Annotated in this window: 13 protein-coding genes; 4 read left to right on the top strand and 9 right to left on the bottom strand. The window is 66.9% G+C overall.

The window, feature by feature from the left end:
* Nucleotides 1-23 precede the first annotated feature (23 nt).
* Together BLQ85_RS16870 and BLQ85_RS16860 are read right to left on the bottom strand one after the other, a co-directional pair.
* Nucleotides 24-1,136 carry an ABC transporter substrate-binding protein gene (locus BLQ85_RS16870; protein ID WP_074578475.1) on the bottom strand — a complete coding sequence of 371 codons (1,113 nt, stop codon included), beginning with the start codon at nt 1,134-1,136 and terminating at the stop codon, nt 24-26.
* 297 nt (nt 1,137-1,433) lie between these two features.
* A complete protein-coding gene (locus BLQ85_RS16860) occupies nt 1,434-1,856 on the bottom strand; it encodes a hotdog fold thioesterase (protein WP_074578471.1) in 423 nt (140 codons plus the stop codon).
* A gap of 122 nt (nt 1,857-1,978) precedes the next feature.
* Between BLQ85_RS16860 and BLQ85_RS16855 the strand changes: the two genes are divergently transcribed.
* From BLQ85_RS16855 to BLQ85_RS16845, 3 genes are all read left to right on the top strand, one after another.
* On the top strand, nt 1,979-3,280 hold the full coding sequence (locus tag BLQ85_RS16855; RefSeq protein WP_074578469.1) for an AsmA family protein: 1,302 nt from the start codon (nt 1,979-1,981) through the stop codon (nt 3,278-3,280).
* 167 nt (nt 3,281-3,447) lie between these two features.
* The gene (locus tag BLQ85_RS16850) at nt 3,448-3,786 is read left to right on the top strand and encodes a hypothetical protein (protein ID WP_074578467.1); all 339 of its coding nucleotides are present in this window, start codon (nt 3,448-3,450) and stop codon (nt 3,784-3,786) included.
* A 199-nt stretch (nt 3,787-3,985) separates the two neighbouring features.
* Nucleotides 3,986-5,137 (top strand): ABC transporter substrate-binding protein, encoded by a 1,152-nt coding sequence (locus BLQ85_RS16845; protein ID WP_074578465.1) that lies wholly within the window; start codon nt 3,986-3,988, stop codon nt 5,135-5,137.
* A 71-nt stretch (nt 5,138-5,208) separates the two neighbouring features.
* On the opposite strand, the gene BLQ85_RS16840 is transcribed toward BLQ85_RS16845, so the two are convergent.
* From BLQ85_RS16840 to BLQ85_RS16825, 4 genes are all read right to left on the bottom strand, one after another.
* Nucleotides 5,209-6,495, bottom strand: coding sequence for a solute carrier family 23 protein (locus BLQ85_RS16840; protein WP_074578618.1), 1,287 nt, complete (start codon nt 6,493-6,495; stop codon nt 5,209-5,211).
* A gap of 95 nt (nt 6,496-6,590) precedes the next feature.
* Nucleotides 6,591-7,475: an alpha/beta hydrolase gene (locus BLQ85_RS16835; protein WP_074578463.1), complete on the bottom strand. Its 885-nt coding sequence runs from the start codon at nt 7,473-7,475 to the stop codon at nt 6,591-6,593.
* Nucleotides 7,476-7,700: 225 nt separating this feature from the next.
* The gene (locus tag BLQ85_RS16830; RefSeq protein WP_074578461.1) at nt 7,701-8,321 is read right to left on the bottom strand and encodes a TetR/AcrR family transcriptional regulator; all 621 of its coding nucleotides are present in this window, start codon (nt 8,319-8,321) and stop codon (nt 7,701-7,703) included.
* A gap of 71 nt (nt 8,322-8,392) precedes the next feature.
* Nucleotides 8,393-8,836: a ribonuclease HI family protein gene (locus tag BLQ85_RS16825; RefSeq protein ID WP_074578459.1), complete on the bottom strand. Its 444-nt coding sequence runs from the start codon at nt 8,834-8,836 to the stop codon at nt 8,393-8,395.
* Between the two features lie 103 nt (nt 8,837-8,939).
* On the opposite strand from BLQ85_RS16825, the gene BLQ85_RS16820 reads away from it, so the two are divergent.
* Nucleotides 8,940-10,952, top strand: a complete 2,013-nt coding sequence (locus tag BLQ85_RS16820; protein WP_083336892.1) for an acetoacetate--CoA ligase — start codon at nt 8,940-8,942, stop codon at nt 10,950-10,952.
* Between the two features lie 12 nt (nt 10,953-10,964).
* Here the strand turns inward: BLQ85_RS16820 and BLQ85_RS16815 are convergent, their stop codons facing one another.
* The 3 genes from BLQ85_RS16815 to BLQ85_RS16805 form a co-directional block, all read right to left on the bottom strand.
* A complete protein-coding gene (locus BLQ85_RS16815) occupies nt 10,965-11,924 on the bottom strand; it encodes an alpha/beta hydrolase (protein WP_074578455.1) in 960 nt (319 codons plus the stop codon).
* Between the two features lie 114 nt (nt 11,925-12,038).
* Complete coding sequence (locus tag BLQ85_RS16810) at nt 12,039-13,151, bottom strand: ABC transporter substrate-binding protein (RefSeq protein WP_074578453.1); 1,113 nt, start codon at nt 13,149-13,151, stop codon at nt 12,039-12,041.
* Nucleotides 13,148-15,586: an efflux RND transporter permease subunit gene (locus BLQ85_RS16805; protein ID WP_074578451.1), complete on the bottom strand. Its 2,439-nt coding sequence runs from the start codon at nt 15,584-15,586 to the stop codon at nt 13,148-13,150. Before BLQ85_RS16805 ends, BLQ85_RS16810 begins: the two co-directional genes overlap by 4 nt.
* Between the last annotated feature and the right edge of the window lie 3 nt (nt 15,587-15,589).

The raw sequence follows: 15,589 nt of genomic DNA, 5'->3' as shown, positions 1-15,589 counted from the left end.
CGAGGTATCCAGAGGGCCCGCCATCAGCGCACGAAGCGGCCTTCAAGGTCCACGATGGAAAGGTCGGCGAAGTCCAGGCCCGTGTGGTCGTCGGGGCCGAAACTCACCTCCAGCCCGCCCAGGTCGTAGCGTTTCATGCCTTCCAGGGCCGCCTGCAGCGTCTCGCGCGTGGGGTTCTTGCCGGCGCGCCGCAGACCTTCCACCAGCACCTTGGCGGCGGCATAACCTTCGAGGATGGCGGGCGACAGCATGATCTTTTTGGCCTTGGCGAGCTCTGTGGCTTCCTGCACCATGGTGTAGGCATAAGAGCGCTCGGACGGGTAGACCTGCGTGACGATGACGCCGCGCGAATACTCCCCCAGCGCCTTGACGAAGCCCTGCGATGCGTTGTTCGACAGGGTGACCACACGCACCGACGATTTGGCGGCGCGAAAGGCCTTCACCCCTTCGGCCACGGCGTTGGCCGAGCCTATCCACAGCACGGCCTGCGCGTCGCTGGCCAGGATGGGCGGCACGAGCTGGCTGTAGTCGGGCTTGCTGCGGTCCGCCTTCAGCACATGCGTGGGTTTCAGCTGGGCCTGGGCAAAACCCTTGTTGGCCCCCTCCAGGCCGTCGCGGCCGAAGGAGTCGTCCGCATGGATCAGGGCGATGCGCGTGATCCCCAGTGTATTCAGGTGCTCAATGGCTTTCTGGGCCTCGCGCTGGTAGGTTGCGCGCACATTGAAGACATAGCGCTGCACCGGCTGGTGCAACACCATCGCGCCGGTGGACGGGCCCACCAGCGGCAGGCGGTTGGCCTGCAACACGGGCAGCACGGCTTCGGTGGGCGGCGTGCCGCGCGTCAGGAACAGGGCGACGGCGCCGCGCTCGGCCAGCCTCTGCGCGTTCTCCGCGGCGAGCTTGGGGTCGAACTTGTCGTCCATGGACACCAGCTCCAGCTGCTGGCCCGCGATGCCGCCCTTGGCATTCACCGCGTCCAGCCACAGGCGCGCCCCGTCGGTTGTCTCCTTCACGCCCGCGGCCACGGGACCGGTGAACCCGGCGGTCTGGCCGATCAGGATCTGTGCGTGTCCCGTGCCGCACAGGGCAGCCGCCAACAGTGCCGCCGCGCATCTTTGAAGTGTTTTCGTGTCCATTTGTTACCTTTAAGCCTTACGTCGCCGAACGATAGGGACGAATACTCATAAGATCAAATACGATAAAAACGGCTTTTCGAGACGAAAAAAATATGGGAGTGCTCCGGGCGCTGGCCTGGATGGATGCGGCGGGGCGTGGCTGGAAGCGGCTTGCCGCCTCACTCTGCGTGGGTGAGCACGCTGTCGCGGAGGTTATGGGCGCTTGCCTGTACTCCGGCCATGACGGGCCCGCCGGTGGCAAGCGCAGGGGCGGCTGCCCGGCGTGGGCAATTCGTTGCTATTCGTAAACCGACCGCCTCAGCCCGGCTGCAGCATCGCCATGGTGATGCGCGAGACGCAGGTCAGCTCGCCCGCGTCGTTGTGCAGGTCTATCTGCCAGACCTGGGTGCTGCGGCCTATGTGCACCGGGCGCGTGGTGCCCGTGACCCAGCCGCTGGTCGTGCCCTTGAGGTGGTTGGCATTGATGTCCAGCCCCACGGCGCGATGGCCCGCGGGCGCCGCGAAGGCCGCGCCGCAGGAGCCCAGGGTTTCGGCCAGCACCACCGACACGCCGCCGTGCAGCAGGCCGTAGGGCTGCACCGTGCGGCGGTCCACCGGCACCCGCGCGCGTATGAAGTCGTCCCCGACCTCCAGGAACTCTATGCCCAGGTGCGTCACCGCGCTGTCGGCGTTGGCGGCGGTGAGCAGTGCGACGGAGATGGGCTGTTTCCAGATGGACATGGTGATGGGGCTTTCTCAGGTACCAGGACTATAAGCTTGCGGCCTACAGCAGGTGGGCCACTTGTCGCCTCGGCAACAGCGGCGCCGCGGCTTAAGCTGGCTTGCATGAGGGACATGATTTGATGACACGCGCAAACAAGTGGCTGTTGGGCCTGGGCATTGCCGTGCTTTTGCTGGGCGCCGCGTGGCTTGCGTTGCTGCATTGGCTGCCATCCGATGAGGAGCTGGCGCGCCGCGCCTCCGCCGAACTGGAGGCCCAGCTGGGCACCAAGGTGCGCGTGGGCGGGCTGCGCTGGCGGCTGCTGCCTTCGCCCGCCGTGGTGATTGAAGATGTCGCGACCGAGCAAGCCCAGCCCATACTGATCAAAAAACTCACCGCCTATCCCGACCTGTTCGCGCTGGCGCAGCGCCGCATCAAGATAGACCGGGCCGACCTGGAGGGCGCCGTCGTGCCCCAGCTCTCGCTGCACGGCCTGGGCGGCGGGCGTGAGAAGGACGAGACGGCGGCCGAAGAGCTGCCGCTCGCGCGCTTTGTGTTTCGCGACCTGACCTGGATTTCGCGGCGCGGCATCGCGGTGGTCTATGAGGGCGAAGTCGATTTTGACCCCGGCTGGCGCCCGCGCAAGGCCGAGCTGCGCCGGCCCGGCTTCAAGCCCGCCACCGACCTGAGCCTGGCGCGCCAGGGCCAGGAAGATCGCTGGGCCGCGCGCATCCATGTGGGCGGGGGCACGGCCCACGGCGAAGTCAGGCTCGATTTCCGCGCCAAGGGCCGCATGCACCTGGAGGGCGAGCTGCAGCCGCAGGGCGTGGAGGTTGAAAGCATGATGGCGGCGTTCAATCGCCGCTCCGTCATCGCGGGCAAGGCCTCGGGCCAGACCACGCTCTCGGCAGACGGCGACACGGTGGGCGAGCTCGCGCGCTCGCTGCACACGCGCACGCCCTTCAACATCGGCAAGTCCACCCTGCTGCGTTTTGACCTGGACAAGGCCGTGCGCAGCGCCGGCAGGGAGCACGCCGGCCAGACGCCGCTGGACTCGGTCACCGGCCAGTTCGACACGCAGAACACGCCGCAGGGCATGGTGGTCACATATACAAACCTCAAGGCCACCTCGGGTTCATTGAGCGCCTCGGGCCAGGCCAAGGTCGCCAACCGCCAGATCGAGGCCGAGTTCGCCGTCGACCTGGTGGACGGCATCGTCGGTGTTCCGCTCAGCGTCAGCGGCCCGCTCGACAACGTCAAATTCTCAGTGCCCAACAGCGCCATCGCGGGCGCCGTTGTTGGCACGGCCGTGCTGCCGGGCGTGGGCACGGCCATAGGCGCGCGCATAGGGGCCACACTGGGAAAAATTTTCAGCCCCGGGCCGGCGCCGCCCGCCTCCGCGCCGCCGCCTGCACGCACGGCCAAACCTGCCACAGCTCGATAAGCTTTGTGTTGAATGGAGACCCCGGCGCGCGCCCGGCCTTTGGCGGGCTTCCCGCAGGGCGCAAGCGTAGAATCGTCCGCGGATTCCGCGCACCGTTTGTAAGCCCTCGCTTTTGCACAGGTTCATGGCCGGCAACAACCCCGCCCTCCCTTATCAAGGACCCTGACATGCCCCAGCCGCTCTCCGCCGTACCCACGCCACTGGAACGCGCGCTTGACCAGAATGAGTCCGTGAAAGACACCGTGGAACAGTCGGCCGCCGAACTGCTGGTGATCAACACGGTGCTCAAACAGGAAATCCCGCCGCATGTGCAAAGCGGCGATGTCGCCCAGGCGCTGGAAAAAACCGATGCCCTGGAAACCCGCATCCAGGAGTCCGCCGAAGACCTGGCCCAGGTCAACGAGGTGCTGGAGCAGCAAATCGACGAGCGCGCCGACCTGGAGCGCGAACTCAGGGCCACCAAGGCCGCCCTGGCCAAGGCGACGGGGCGAGCTCAGGCTAAATAAGGCGGGCGGCCCACGCGGCCCGTCCCTGATGTCCCTGTTGTCGAACGGTTTATCAGGGTTATTACCTAGAATCCATTACACTCCGGTGCTTCCGCTGCCGGCCCGCGCTTTTGCGCCGGGCGGCGGCTAGTTGTTCACCCCCAAGGCCGCACGGCCTTGTTCTTCTGGCTTCACGGCCGCCCCCTGGAGATTCTTCGCGATGTTTCGCCGCCGCTTCCTTTCGCTTGCCCCTCAAATGGCTGCCCTTGCCGCCGCCCCCGCTTTTATCCGCAATGCCTATGCCCAGGACGGCCTGACCGCCAAGGCCGTCACCATAGGCTGCACGGGTGCGACCAGCGGCCCGCTGGCCGGTGTCGGTGCAGAACTCAAACAAGGCGTGGATGCCGCCATGGGCCAGATCAACGCCAAGGGCGGCGTCAACGGCCGGGTGCTGCAGTTCCAGATGATGGACGATGCCTATGTGCCGCAGCGCAGCGCCGACAACGTCAAGAAGATGATTGGCGACGGCAGTATTTTTGCGCTGATGTCCTGCGTGGGCACGCCCAACAACACTGCCATCGTGCCGCTGATTGAAGAGTCCAACCTGCCTTACGTCGGGCCGCGCTCGGGCGCTTCCTCGCTGCGCAAGCCCGGCATGCGCAATGTGTTCCATGTGCGCGCCAGCTATACCGACGAAACCCAGCGCCTGGTGCAGCGCATCGTGAGCATGGGCATCAAGGACCTGGCCGTCGTCTACCTGGACAACGACTACGGCAAGGAGGTGCTGGTCGACGTCGGCCGCGCGTTGCAGGCGCAGGGCGTCAAGGCCGCGACGCAGGCGGCGCTGGCCGTGGACGGCAAAAACCTCACTGAGGTCGTGAACCAGGTCGTCGCGGGCAAACCCGGCGCCGTGCTGCTGGGCACCGCGGGCTCGGTGTCCGTCGGCCTGATCAGCGCGCTGAAGAAAGCGTCGCCCATGCTGCCGATCGCGGGCCTGAGCGTCACGCTGTCGGGCGACGGCATCAAGGCACTGGGCGCGGCCGGTTCCGGCGTTGCGCTGACCATGGTCTTCCCCGACCCGTACCGTGCCAAGCTGCAAGTGGTGCGCGACTACCAGGCCGCCATGCGCGCCATCGGCCAGCAGGAGTTCTCACCGGTCAGCTTTGAGAGCTACGTCAATACCCTCGTCATGGCCGAAGGCCTGGAGCGCGCCGGCCGCGAGCTGACGCGCGCCAAGCTGCGCAACGCGCTGGCCGGACTGCAGAAGTTCGACCTCGGCGGTTTCAGTGTCGATTACGCCGCGCCGCCGTTCGCGGGCTCGAAGTTTGTGGAGCTCGGCGTGCTGGGCGCCGGCGGCCGATTTATCGGTTAAACGGCCAGGCCGCAAGTCAAAAAGCCCCGGCGGGTGCATCACCCGCCGGGGCTTTTTTGTGGAGGACCGACTCAGCGCTTGCGGTTGAGCAGCGCGTACAGCAGGATGGCGCCGAAGGTGGCCGTGCCTATGCCGCCCAGCGCGAACTGGCCGAAGCGCAGCGTGAAGTCGCCCGTGCCCAGCACCAGCGTGATGGCCGCGACGATCAGGTTCTTGTTGTCCGAGAAGTCGACCTTGTTGTCCACCCAGATCTTGGCGCCTGCCACGGCGATCAGGCCGAACACCACAATGCTCACGCCGCCCATCACCGGCAGCGGGATGGCCTGGATCAGCGCCCCGAACTTGGGGCTGAAGCCCAGCAGCACCGCGATCAGCGCCGCCACCACAAAGACGGCCGTCGAGTAGATCTTGGTCGCGGCCATCACGCCGATGTTCTCCGCGTAGGTCGTCACGCCTGTGCCGCCAGCAGCGCCCGAGACCATGGTGGCCACGCCGTCGCCGATAAAGGCCCGGCCCATGTAGACGTCCAGGTTCTTGCCGGTCATGGCCGTCACCGCCTTGATGTGGCCCAGGTTCTCCGCCACCAGGATGATGGCCACCGGCGCGATCAGCAGCATGGCGCCGGCGTTGAACACCGGCGTGGTAAAGCCCGGCAGGCCGACCCAGGCCGCGCTGGCGATGCCCGAAATGTCTATGGGCTTGCCCAGGCCCAGGCCGTTGGTGAGCACCGCGTAAATCACGCTGGCCACGATCAGCCCGACCAGGATCAGCAGGCGCTGCACCATGCCGCGCGTCATCACCGCCACCAGGGCCACGCTGACAAAAGTCACCAGCTGCATCCATGCGTCGAAATTGCCGGCCGCCATGTTCTTGACGGGAATGCCGGCCAGGTTCAGGCCTATCACCGCCACCACCGCGCCCGTGACCACCGGCGGCATGAAACGCTCTATCCAGCCCGTGCCTATGGCCTGCACCACCACGCCTATCAGCGTATAAAGCGCGCCGCAGGCAATGATGCCGCCCAGTGCCACGCCCAGGTTGGCGTTGGGCCCCTTGCCGGCATAGGCCGTGGCGGCGATCACCACACCGATAAAGGCAAAACTGGAGCCCAGGTAGCTGGGCACCTTGCCGCCGGTGACGAGGAAAAAGATCAGCGTGCCTATGCCGCTCATCAGGATGGCGATGTTGGGATCGAAGCCCATCAGGATGGGCGCCAGCACCGTGGCGCCGAACATCGCGATCACGTGCTGCACGCCCATGACCGCGGTCTGCGGCCAGGGCAGGCGTTCATCAGGGCCTATGACCCCGCCTTGCTGCAGTACCGCGCTGCTTTTTTCCGTCCAGTCCAGCATTCCCATCATGTCTCCTCTGTATAAAAAGTGAGGCAATGCTAGGGGGAATGTACGCGCCGCACAAGGGCGGGTGCGTCGCGCAGGCGCGGCTCAGGTGCCGCTCAGGCCAGGAAGGCCGCCACTTCGCGCAGCACTTCCTCGTCCTTGAGGATCTTGCGGTGGCCCAGGCCTTCGGTCGCCATGAGGCGCGCGCCGGCAATCGCCTCGCTGTAGGCCACGCCGTCGGCGAAGCGGTTGATGCTGTCGTGGCGGTCATGCACCACCAGCGTGGGCAGGCTGATGCGCGGGCCGACCGCGGCGGGCTCGAACTGCGGCATCAAGATGCCTTCGCGCGCTTCTATGCGCCGCTGCATCGCCGCGCGTGTCGATTCGGCCAAGCCGAACACATGGGCGAACAGCCGTGTGTATTCCAGCGGCGAGGCCGGTGGCGCCAGCAGCACCAGGCGGCCGGCCGCCAGCCCGCGGCTGGCCGCGTAGGCGCCGGCATTGGCGGCCAGCGAGTGCGCGACCACCGCGCGCAGCGTGTGGCCCTGCTGCTGCAGCCGCGCCGCCACGTACTCCAGCACGCGCGCGAACTGCGGCAGGTTGCTGACCGAGCCGCTGCTGCGGCCGTGCGCCGGCATCTCGACAATCACGGGCCGCAGGCCCTGCGCGCTGAGCCGATCGGCCAGCGCCAGCATCTGCCCGGCATGGCCGCCCCAGCCGTGCACCAGCAGCACCACCGGGCCGTGCGGCGCGACGGGGCGTGAGTACAGCGTGAGGCTGGCGTCCTCGAAGGGCCATTGCTCGATGTGCCAGTCGGGGCTCCAGCCGCGTCGCCGGCTGATCCATTTGGGCGGCAGCGGCGTGCCGAACAGCCGGTAGGCCGCGCGCACGGCCAGCGCCGGCCACAGCTGCTGCGAAGCGCCCAGGCCCCAGCGGAAGATGCGCGTCAGGGGGCTGGCGTTGTAAAAGGCCGTGGTGGCCTGCAGGGAGGTGCGTGTCATGGCGTCGTGCTCCGCGGTTTCAGTACCAGATCCAGTCTTCGTTGCTGCGCGGCAAACCACGCAGCGAAGCCAGGACCGCCTTCACGGCGCGAACGCCGAGGAATACGCCTAAACCAATAATCAAGATCAACATGATTGCCTCATTTCTCCGCACAGTCGTGCGAAATTAAAAGTTACCCAAACACTGAAAAAGGCACTGCTGCCCCTTTCGCCTTCTCTAGTCTCTTATTTGTTGGTGACTGCCTCGGTCTGGTAGCTCTTTATCAGGCGCTCCCAGGATGCCTGAGCCCGTTCAGCCGCGCGGGGGTCGCGCAGAAAACGGGCATCGTGCAGCAGCCCCATGGCGATGCTGCTCACTTCCATGACCAGCTGCTCCGCATCGGTATCGGCCTTCAAGTGGCCGGCTTCCACTGCCTGCAGCACGGTGCGCCGCAAGGCGGCGCGCCAACGGGTGATCTCGCTGAACAGCGCATCGCGCAGTTCGCCCTCGCGGTCGTCCAGCTCGAAGGCGCCCGCCGTGTAAATACAGCCCGACTTGGCCTCGACATCGCGCGTGCGCACGATCCAGCGCTGCACGATCGCCTCCAGGCGCGGCAGGCCCTTGGGCTGCTGCATGGCGGGCACAAACACGTCGGCGATGAAGCGCCGGCCGAACTCTTCAATGACGGCTTTTTGCAAGGCCTCGCGCGAGCCTATGCGCGAGAACACGCCGCTCTTGGAAAGCCCGATGCGGTCGGCCACCGCCTGCAAGGTGATGGCCTCCAGGCCGTCCGCCGCAGCCAGGTCTATGCCCGCGCCAATGATGGCGGCGCGGGTCATTTCGCTTTTCTGGGTTTTGGCGTCCATGGCGGGAATATTAGCACGATTGTGCGAAAGTGCAATCCCCTGTCTGGGGACTGGTTTTTGGGCCGCCCGGCTCAGGCCCGGCGTTTGCGCGCCGCTACCGGGCTCTTGGGCAGCAGCCCCACGGCCGCCCTGGCAAGTGCATCGGCCTCACGGTTGCGGTGGCGTGGTATCCACACCAGCCGCGTTGATGCGAAAGACCGCAGCATAGCGCGGACTTCGCCAAACAGCGGGGCCAGGCGCAAAAAAGGCTCAAGGGCGGTTCCCGCGAGTTGTTCCACGACCACGCTGTTGTCGCAGTGGATCAGCAGCGTGGTCGCCCCGCGCTGCCTGGCCTCCTGCAGCGCTGCCATCAGCGCGCGCAGTTCCGCCTCGTTGTTGCAGCCCCGGCCCTCCGCCAGGGTGGACAGCGGGTGGCGCGTGCCGTCGGGCGCCGTGAGCACCGCGCCCAGGCCCATGCGGCCCGGGTTGGGCACGGCGCTGCCGTCGCAGTGAATCGTCCAGGCTGGGTCGGTCAATCAATACTTTCCGGGGTGGGGCGGCACGCGGCCGCCAGCCAATATACGCCACGGCTCCTTCGTGGCTGGCCGCCTCCGCCCGACTTGGTTTATGGTTGTGCCCATGTTCCAGATACGCCACTACCAGAATTGGCTGCAGGCCACGCGCGGCCTGTCATTCGACAACTACGAAGCTTTGTGGCGCTGGTCGGTCAGCGACATAGACGCCTTCTGGCAAAGTATCTGGGATTATTTTGAAGTCCAGTCACCCACGCCGCACACCGCCGTGCTGGGCCGGCGCGCCATGCCGGGCGCCGAATGGTTTCCCGGCGCGCAGGGCAATTACGCGCGGCAGGTGTTCCGCCATGTGGCAGCCGCCGAAGCGGCCGGTGTGCCTGCCATCCTGAGCCATGGCGAAGCCAGCCTGGCCAGGGGCGAGCCAGCGCGTCAACTGGGCTGGGCCGAAATGCGCCGGCAGTCGGCCTCGCTGGCCTTGCACCTCAAGGCGCAGGGCGTCCAGCCCGGCGACCGCGTGGCCGCCTACCTGCCCAACACGCCCGAGACCATGGTCGCTTTTCTCGCGACGGTCAGCCTGGGCGCCGTCTGGAGCGTCTGCGCGCCCGACATGGGCACGCCTGCCGTGCTGGACCGCTTTCGCCAGATAGCACCCAAGGTGCTGATCGCCTGCAACGGCGTGCACTACGGCGGGCGCGACATGGCGCGCGACCAGGCGGTGGCAGAACTCGTCGCGGCGCTGCCCAGCGTCACGCATGTGCTGATCCACGAGATCCTCCCGTCCTCCGGCCTGCCGGCCGGCCATGCGAGCTTCGCGCAGGCCGTCGCGCGCAACGATGAACAAACCGCGGCCTTCGAACCGCTCTGGCTGCCTTTTGAGCATCCGCTGTGGATTGTTTACTCCAGCGGCACCACCGGCCTGCCCAAGCCCATCGTCCACGGCCACGGCGGTGTGGCCCTGGTGGGGCTGGCGCTGCTGCGCCTGCACAACGACCTGGCACCCAGCCATGCGGATGCCGCCCATCCCGAACGCTTTCATTGGTACAGCTCCACCGGCTGGATCATGTGGAACGTTCAGGCCGCCAGCCTGCTCAACGGCACCACCTGCTGCATTTACGACGGCAACCCGGCCGGCACCAACAAGGACCAGCCTGACTGGACCACGCTGTGGCGTTTTGTCGCCAACACCGGCGCGACTTTTTTTGGCGCGGGCGCGGCCTTTTTTGCCAACTGCATGAAGGCGGGCATAGACATTGCGCAATGCGGGGACCTGGGCCGGCTGCGCACCCTGGGCACCACGGGCTCGCCGCTGAGCGAAGACACGCAGCGCTGGGGCACGGCGCAATTCGCGAAGATGGGAAACCCCAATATTTGGTGGTGCAATATCTCTGGGGGCACGGACTTCGCGGGCGCATTTATCGGCGGCAATCGCGAACTGCCCGTGGTCCCTGGCGAAATGCAATGCCGCATCCTGGGCTGCGCCGTCGAGGCCTGGAACGACAAGGGCGAGTCCGTGGTCGACGAAGTCGGCGAACTGGTCTGCACCCAGCCCTTGCCCTCCATGCCGCTGTACTTCGTGGGCGACAAGGACAATCAACGTTATCTGGCCAGCTACTTCGACACCTACCCCGGCGTCTGGCGCCACGGCGACTGGCTCAAGGTCACGCGTTCGGGAGGCTGCATCATCTACGGCCGCAGCGATGCCACCATCAACCGCCACGGCCTGCGCATGGGCACCAGCGAGCTGTACAGCGCCATCGAGGCCCTGCCCGAGGTGCTGGACTCCATGGTTGTCGACCTCGAATACCTGGGCCGCGAAAGTTATATGCCGCTCTTTGTGGTGCTGCGCCCCGGGCATGAACTTGACGAGGCGATGAAGGCCAAACTCAACCAGGCCGTCAAGACCGCACTGTCGCCGCGTTTTGTGCCCAATGAGATTTTTGCCGTGCCCGAAATCCCGCGCACGCTCTCGGGCAAAAAACAGGAACTGCCGATCAAAAAGCTGCTGCTGGGTCAGCCGCTCGAGAAAGTCGTGAACCGCGACGCCATGGCCAACCCCGCTTGCCTGGACTGGTATGTGGACTTTGCGCGCCGGCGTGCCGGGACGGCTCCACAGGCTTGAGTCGGAGAGCCCTCACACCCGCGAGCGTAACCATTGCGCCAGGTCCACCATGACCCGCAAGCCCACAGGCGACACCGCCGTGAAATGGATGCAGGCATGGATGGCCTCGGGGTAATGCCGGTGTGCCACTTCTACGCCCGCCGCGGCTACGCGCTGCGCGAGGGCATGGCCTTCGTCGCGCAGCGGGTCATGGCCCATGGTCGCCACCCAGGTCGCGGGCAAATCTTCCAGGCCGCCTGAATCGAGCAGCGCAAAGTCGGGGTGCTTGTGTGCATCCGTCTGCTTGCCGAGGTAGCTGGCCATAAACCATTGCATCACGCCCATGCTGAGGAACTTGCCCTCGTTCTCGGGGTAAGACGCGCTGGGCCGGTCGGGGTGTTGCGCCACCGGGTAGATCAGGCCCAGGGCACGGACGGCCTCGGTGTTGACGCGGCGTGATGCCACCAGCGCGAGTTGCGCACCGGCGCTGTCGCCGGCCACGGCAATGCGGCCGGCGTCGCCGCCCCGCGCGTTGGCGTTCACAAGTACCCAGAGCAGGGCGGCCTCGACGTCGTCCGGCGCGGCGGGGAAGGGATGCTCGGGCGCCAGCCGGTAATCGACCGCCACGACCAGCATGCCGGCGTGGTAGCACAGCGTGCGGCAGACCTTGTCATGGGTTTCCAGGTCGCCGATCACAAAACCTCCGCCGTGCGCATACAGCAGCACGGGCCAGGGGCCGCTGATGTCGGGGCTGTACACGCGCAGGCGCAGGGGGCCGGCGGGACCGGGGGCGAAGGTGTCCTCTACCTTCCCGATGGCCGGTGCCGGCAGGCCCAAGGTGTCGGCCAACTCGCGATACACCTGTCGTGCGATGGCGGGAGGCAGGCTTTCCAGCGGCGGGTTGCCTTGCGCGGCGGCCTGGGCCAGGAAGCCGGCCAGGGCGGGATCCATGGGTGCCGTGTCGAGCACGGTGGGGATGGCAGGTGTGGTCATTACAGTCCTTCGCAGTTCACAGTTGCAGTACAAGGGCCAGCGCGGAACCGGCTTTGCCGGGCCGCAGCTGGCGCCCCCTGGGGGGAGGCGCCGCAGGCGCTTCGGGGGGAGATGTCATCTGAGCAATTTCCCGTCGCGCGCGCGCATGCCGATCTCGACAAGGTCCGACGCGTGGTGCCGCTCTTTTCCAAACAGCAGCCTGAAGCCGCCCAGGTCCAGCGCGCCCAGGCTCTCCATCGCCTCGCCCAGGCGCTGGCCGTCGGCGCGCGGGCCGGCACGGCGCAAGGCCTCGGTGCAGACACGCAGATTCAGGTAGGACTCCAGGCCTTCGAAGGTCAGCGCCTCGGGGCCTATGAAGGCGTCGGCATCGCGCTCGAGTTCGCGCACGATGGGCAGGCGGGCCACCTCGGGGTTCGGTACCACGCTGGTGTAACCCACCAGCCGGTTGCGAAACAGGCGCGTCAGCTGCGTGAGTCCCGCCGTCGACAAGGTGGCGACGGTGGAGGGTGCGCTGTCGTAGGCCGAGGCCGGCAGCCGACCCAGCGCATCGAGCACCTCGTTACCCAGGTTCAGCACCAGGGCTTGCGGCGCGGCTTTGGCGACGTCCTGAAAAGCCTTGTCGATGGTCTCCAGGCGCGTGTCGACCGTGATGCGCGTGAACTGCCGGCCCTTGCCTTGCAAGGCTGCCGTCAAAGCCTCGGTGCGCGCCGGTTCGGAGTCATCGGCCAGCAGCACTACCTTTGAAACGCCAATCGATGCCAGCTGGCGCGCCAGGGCCTCGGCCTCCCTGGCATCGTCCGGCCGCAGGCTGAACACATGGCGAAGGTCCGGGACGCGAAGGGCCAGCGCGCCCGACATGGGGCCGACCAGCGGCACACGCAGCTCGCGCGTGGCCTGGGCCGCCTCCAGGCAGGCCCGCTCGCCCAGGCAGTTCACGATGAGCGCCGCCTTGTGCTGGCGCACCAGGGTTCGCAGGTTGGCGGCCACGCGTTTGGCGTCGCCGCCGTCGTCCAGTGTCACCAGCTCCACGGGGCGCCCGAGGATGCCGCCCGACGCATTGACGCGCTCCACATGCGCGCGGGCGCCGGCCAGCACGCGGTTGGCGACCGGAAAGCCCGCGCCGGTCAGTGGCAGCGATTGCCCGATGACGATGGGTTCGGGCGCGGCCCGGCTTGCCATGCAGGCGCACAGCAGCATTGCCGCGGCCAGCAGTGTGCGCCGGTTCATGCCGGCACACCCGCGCCGGCCGGTTTGGGCTTGGCGAAGGCCGGGGCCGGCCGCAGCAGGAAGTAGGCCAGCGCCGGCAGCAGCACCAGCGCTCCCACCATGTTCCACACAAACATAAAGGCCAGCAGGATGCCCATGTCGGCCTGGAACTTGATCGGCGAAAACGCCCAGGTGCCCACGGCGAGCGCCAGCGTGATGCCGGTGAGCAGCACCACGCGGCCGGTGAACTGCAGCGCATGGTGGTAGGCGTCGGACAGGCTGGCGCCCTCGCGCATGCGGGCCAGCGTGATGCTGAGCACATAGAGCGCGTAGTCCACGCCTATGCCCACCCCCAGCGCGATGACCGGCAAGGTGGCGACTTTGACCCCCATGCCCAGGCCCACCATCAGCGCTTCGCACAAAATCGAAGTCAGCACCAGCGGCAGCACCGCCACCACCACCGCGCGCCAGGAGCGGAAGGTGATCCAGCACAGGATGACCACCGCCGCATACACCCATAGCAGCATCTCGCGCATGGCCTTGCCCACCACGATGTTGGTGGCGGCCGCGATGCCGGCGCTGCCCGCCGCGAGCTTGAAGCTGACCTCGGGCGTGTTGTTGACGGCCGCGAAGCGCTCCACGCCCTCCACCACGCCGGCCAGCGTTTCGGCCTTGTGGTCTTTCAGGTAGACATAGAGGGCCAGGAAGGAACAGCTCTGGTTGAAGAGCTCGCGCGGCGCGCGCGTCTGCACGCCGCCCAGGGCACCCTCGTTGGGCAGCAGCTCAAACCATTTGAAGTTGCCTTCGTTGTAGCCCACCATGGCCAGCTTGGACAGCGCGGCCATGGAGTTGGTGGATTCCACGCCGGGCAACTGTTCAAGCCGCCAGGCCAGGGCGTCGACCTTGGCCAGGGTTTCATAGGCCGTGCATTTGTCCGCGGGCGTGGTCACCATCACCGTCAGGATGTCGGCGCTGGCCGCGTAGTGGGCGATCTGGTAGGCGTTGTCCTGGTTGTAGCGCGAGCCCGGCCGCAGCTCGGAGGCGCCCGCATCCAGGTCGCCTATCTTCAGGTGCAGGCTGGCGGCATAACCGCCCGCGGCCATCAGGGCCGCGACTGCCACGGCCGTTGTGGCCCAGCGCCTTTGCGTGAAATGGTCGAGCAAGGCCCACAGCCATGAGCGCCGGCCCTGCTGTTCCGTTTCCTGGCGCAGGCTGCGCGCCGCGGCGGCCGGCGCCACGCCCGCATAGGACAAAAGGATGGGCAGCAGCACCAGGTTGCTGAAGATCAGCACCGCCACGCCTATGCTGGCGATCAGCGCCAGGTCCTGGATGACCTTGATCTGGATGATGACCAGCACTGCGAAGCCCACCGCATCGCAGAGCAGGGCGGTCAGGCCGGCCACGAAGAGGCGCCGGAAGGTGTAGCGCGCGGCCACCACGCGGTGCGTGCCGCGGCCTATGTCCTGCATGATGCCGTTCATCTTCTGCGCGCCGTGGCTCATGCCGATGGCGAACACCAGAAAGGGCACCAGCACCGAATAAGGGTCCAGCTCGTAACCCAGCAGCGCCAGCAGGCCGAACTGCCAGACCACCGCCACCAGCGAGCAGGCCACCACCAGCGCGGTGCTGCGCTTGCAGCGGGTGTAGCCGTAGAGCACCACGGTGGTGATGGCCAGGGCCAGCAGGAAAAACAGCAGCACCTGGTGCAGGCCTTCGATCAGGTCGCCCACCACTTTCGCAAAACCGGTCACGCGGATCTGCAGCGTGTCGCTGCCGTACTTGGCGCGCAAGGCCTCGATCTGGCGCGACAGCTCGCCGTAGTCCAGCGCCTGGCCGGTCTCGGGGTTGCGGTCCAGCAGGGGCACAAACACGATGCTGGACTTGAAGTCGCCCGCCACCAGCTGGCCGATCTCGCCCGAGCGCTCGACGTTGGCGCGCAGCCCGGCCAGGCTGGCGGGCGAGCCGTCATAGGCATCGGGGATCACCGGCCCGCCGTCCAGGCCTTCCTCGGTCACCGCCACCCAGCGCGTGTTGGAGGTCCACAGCGACTTCATGAAGGGCCGGTCCACGCCGGGCAGCAAAAAGATCTCGTCATTGACCTTTTGCAGTGCGTCCAGGTAGGCCTTGTCGAAGATGGTGCCCTGTTTGGCCTCCACCACCAGCCGCAGCGCATTGGCCTGGCCGCCCAGGTCGGCCTTGTGGGCCAGGTAGTTGACGATGTAGGGGTGGCCCGTGGGAATGGTTTTTTCAAAGCTCGCGTTGAGCCGCAGCTTGGTCGCCTGCCAGCCCAGCAGCAGGGTGAGCAGCACGCAGACGGCCATGACCCAGGGCCGGTGATTAAAAAAGACGCGCTCGAGCAGGGTGCCCGAGCGCGTGTCGAAATCCTCCAGCCGCGCAACGACGGGTTGAGCGGGCTGGAGATCAGGAGAGGAAGCGGAGGAGGAATCGGCGTGCATAAC

It is taken from the genome of Polaromonas sp. JS666, assembly GCF_900103405.1.
Taxonomy (GTDB): Bacteria; Pseudomonadota; Gammaproteobacteria; order Burkholderiales; family Burkholderiaceae_C; genus Polaromonas.
Note: the sequence above shows the minus strand (reverse complement) of the source record. Positions and strands in the feature narration are given on the sequence as shown.

Excerpts from the sequence above, each read along its gene's own strand:
- BLQ85_RS16870 (WP_074578475.1), bottom strand. The coding sequence starts at position 1,136 with ATGGACACGAAAACACTTCAAAGATGCGCGGCGGCACTGTTGGCGGCT.
- BLQ85_RS16860 (WP_074578471.1), bottom strand. The coding sequence starts at position 1,856 with ATGTCCATCTGGAAACAGCCCATCTCCGTCGCACTGCTCACCGCCGCC.
- BLQ85_RS16855 (WP_074578469.1), top strand. The coding sequence starts at position 1,979 with ATGACACGCGCAAACAAGTGGCTGTTGGGCCTGGGCATTGCCGTGCTT.
- BLQ85_RS16850 (WP_074578467.1), top strand. The coding sequence starts at position 3,448 with ATGCCCCAGCCGCTCTCCGCCGTACCCACGCCACTGGAACGCGCGCTT.
- BLQ85_RS16845 (WP_074578465.1), top strand. The coding sequence starts at position 3,986 with ATGTTTCGCCGCCGCTTCCTTTCGCTTGCCCCTCAAATGGCTGCCCTT.
- BLQ85_RS16840 (WP_074578618.1), bottom strand. The coding sequence starts at position 6,495 with ATGGGAATGCTGGACTGGACGGAAAAAAGCAGCGCGGTACTGCAGCAA.
- BLQ85_RS16835 (WP_074578463.1), bottom strand. The coding sequence starts at position 7,475 with ATGACACGCACCTCCCTGCAGGCCACCACGGCCTTTTACAACGCCAGC.
- BLQ85_RS16830 (WP_074578461.1), bottom strand. The coding sequence starts at position 8,321 with ATGGACGCCAAAACCCAGAAAAGCGAAATGACCCGCGCCGCCATCATT.
- BLQ85_RS16820 (WP_083336892.1), top strand. The coding sequence starts at position 8,940 with ATGTTCCAGATACGCCACTACCAGAATTGGCTGCAGGCCACGCGCGGC.
- BLQ85_RS16815 (WP_074578455.1), bottom strand. The coding sequence starts at position 11,924 with ATGACCACACCTGCCATCCCCACCGTGCTCGACACGGCACCCATGGAT.
- BLQ85_RS16810 (WP_074578453.1), bottom strand. The coding sequence starts at position 13,151 with ATGAACCGGCGCACACTGCTGGCCGCGGCAATGCTGCTGTGCGCCTGC.
- BLQ85_RS16805 (WP_074578451.1), bottom strand. The coding sequence starts at position 15,586 with ATGCACGCCGATTCCTCCTCCGCTTCCTCTCCTGATCTCCAGCCCGCT.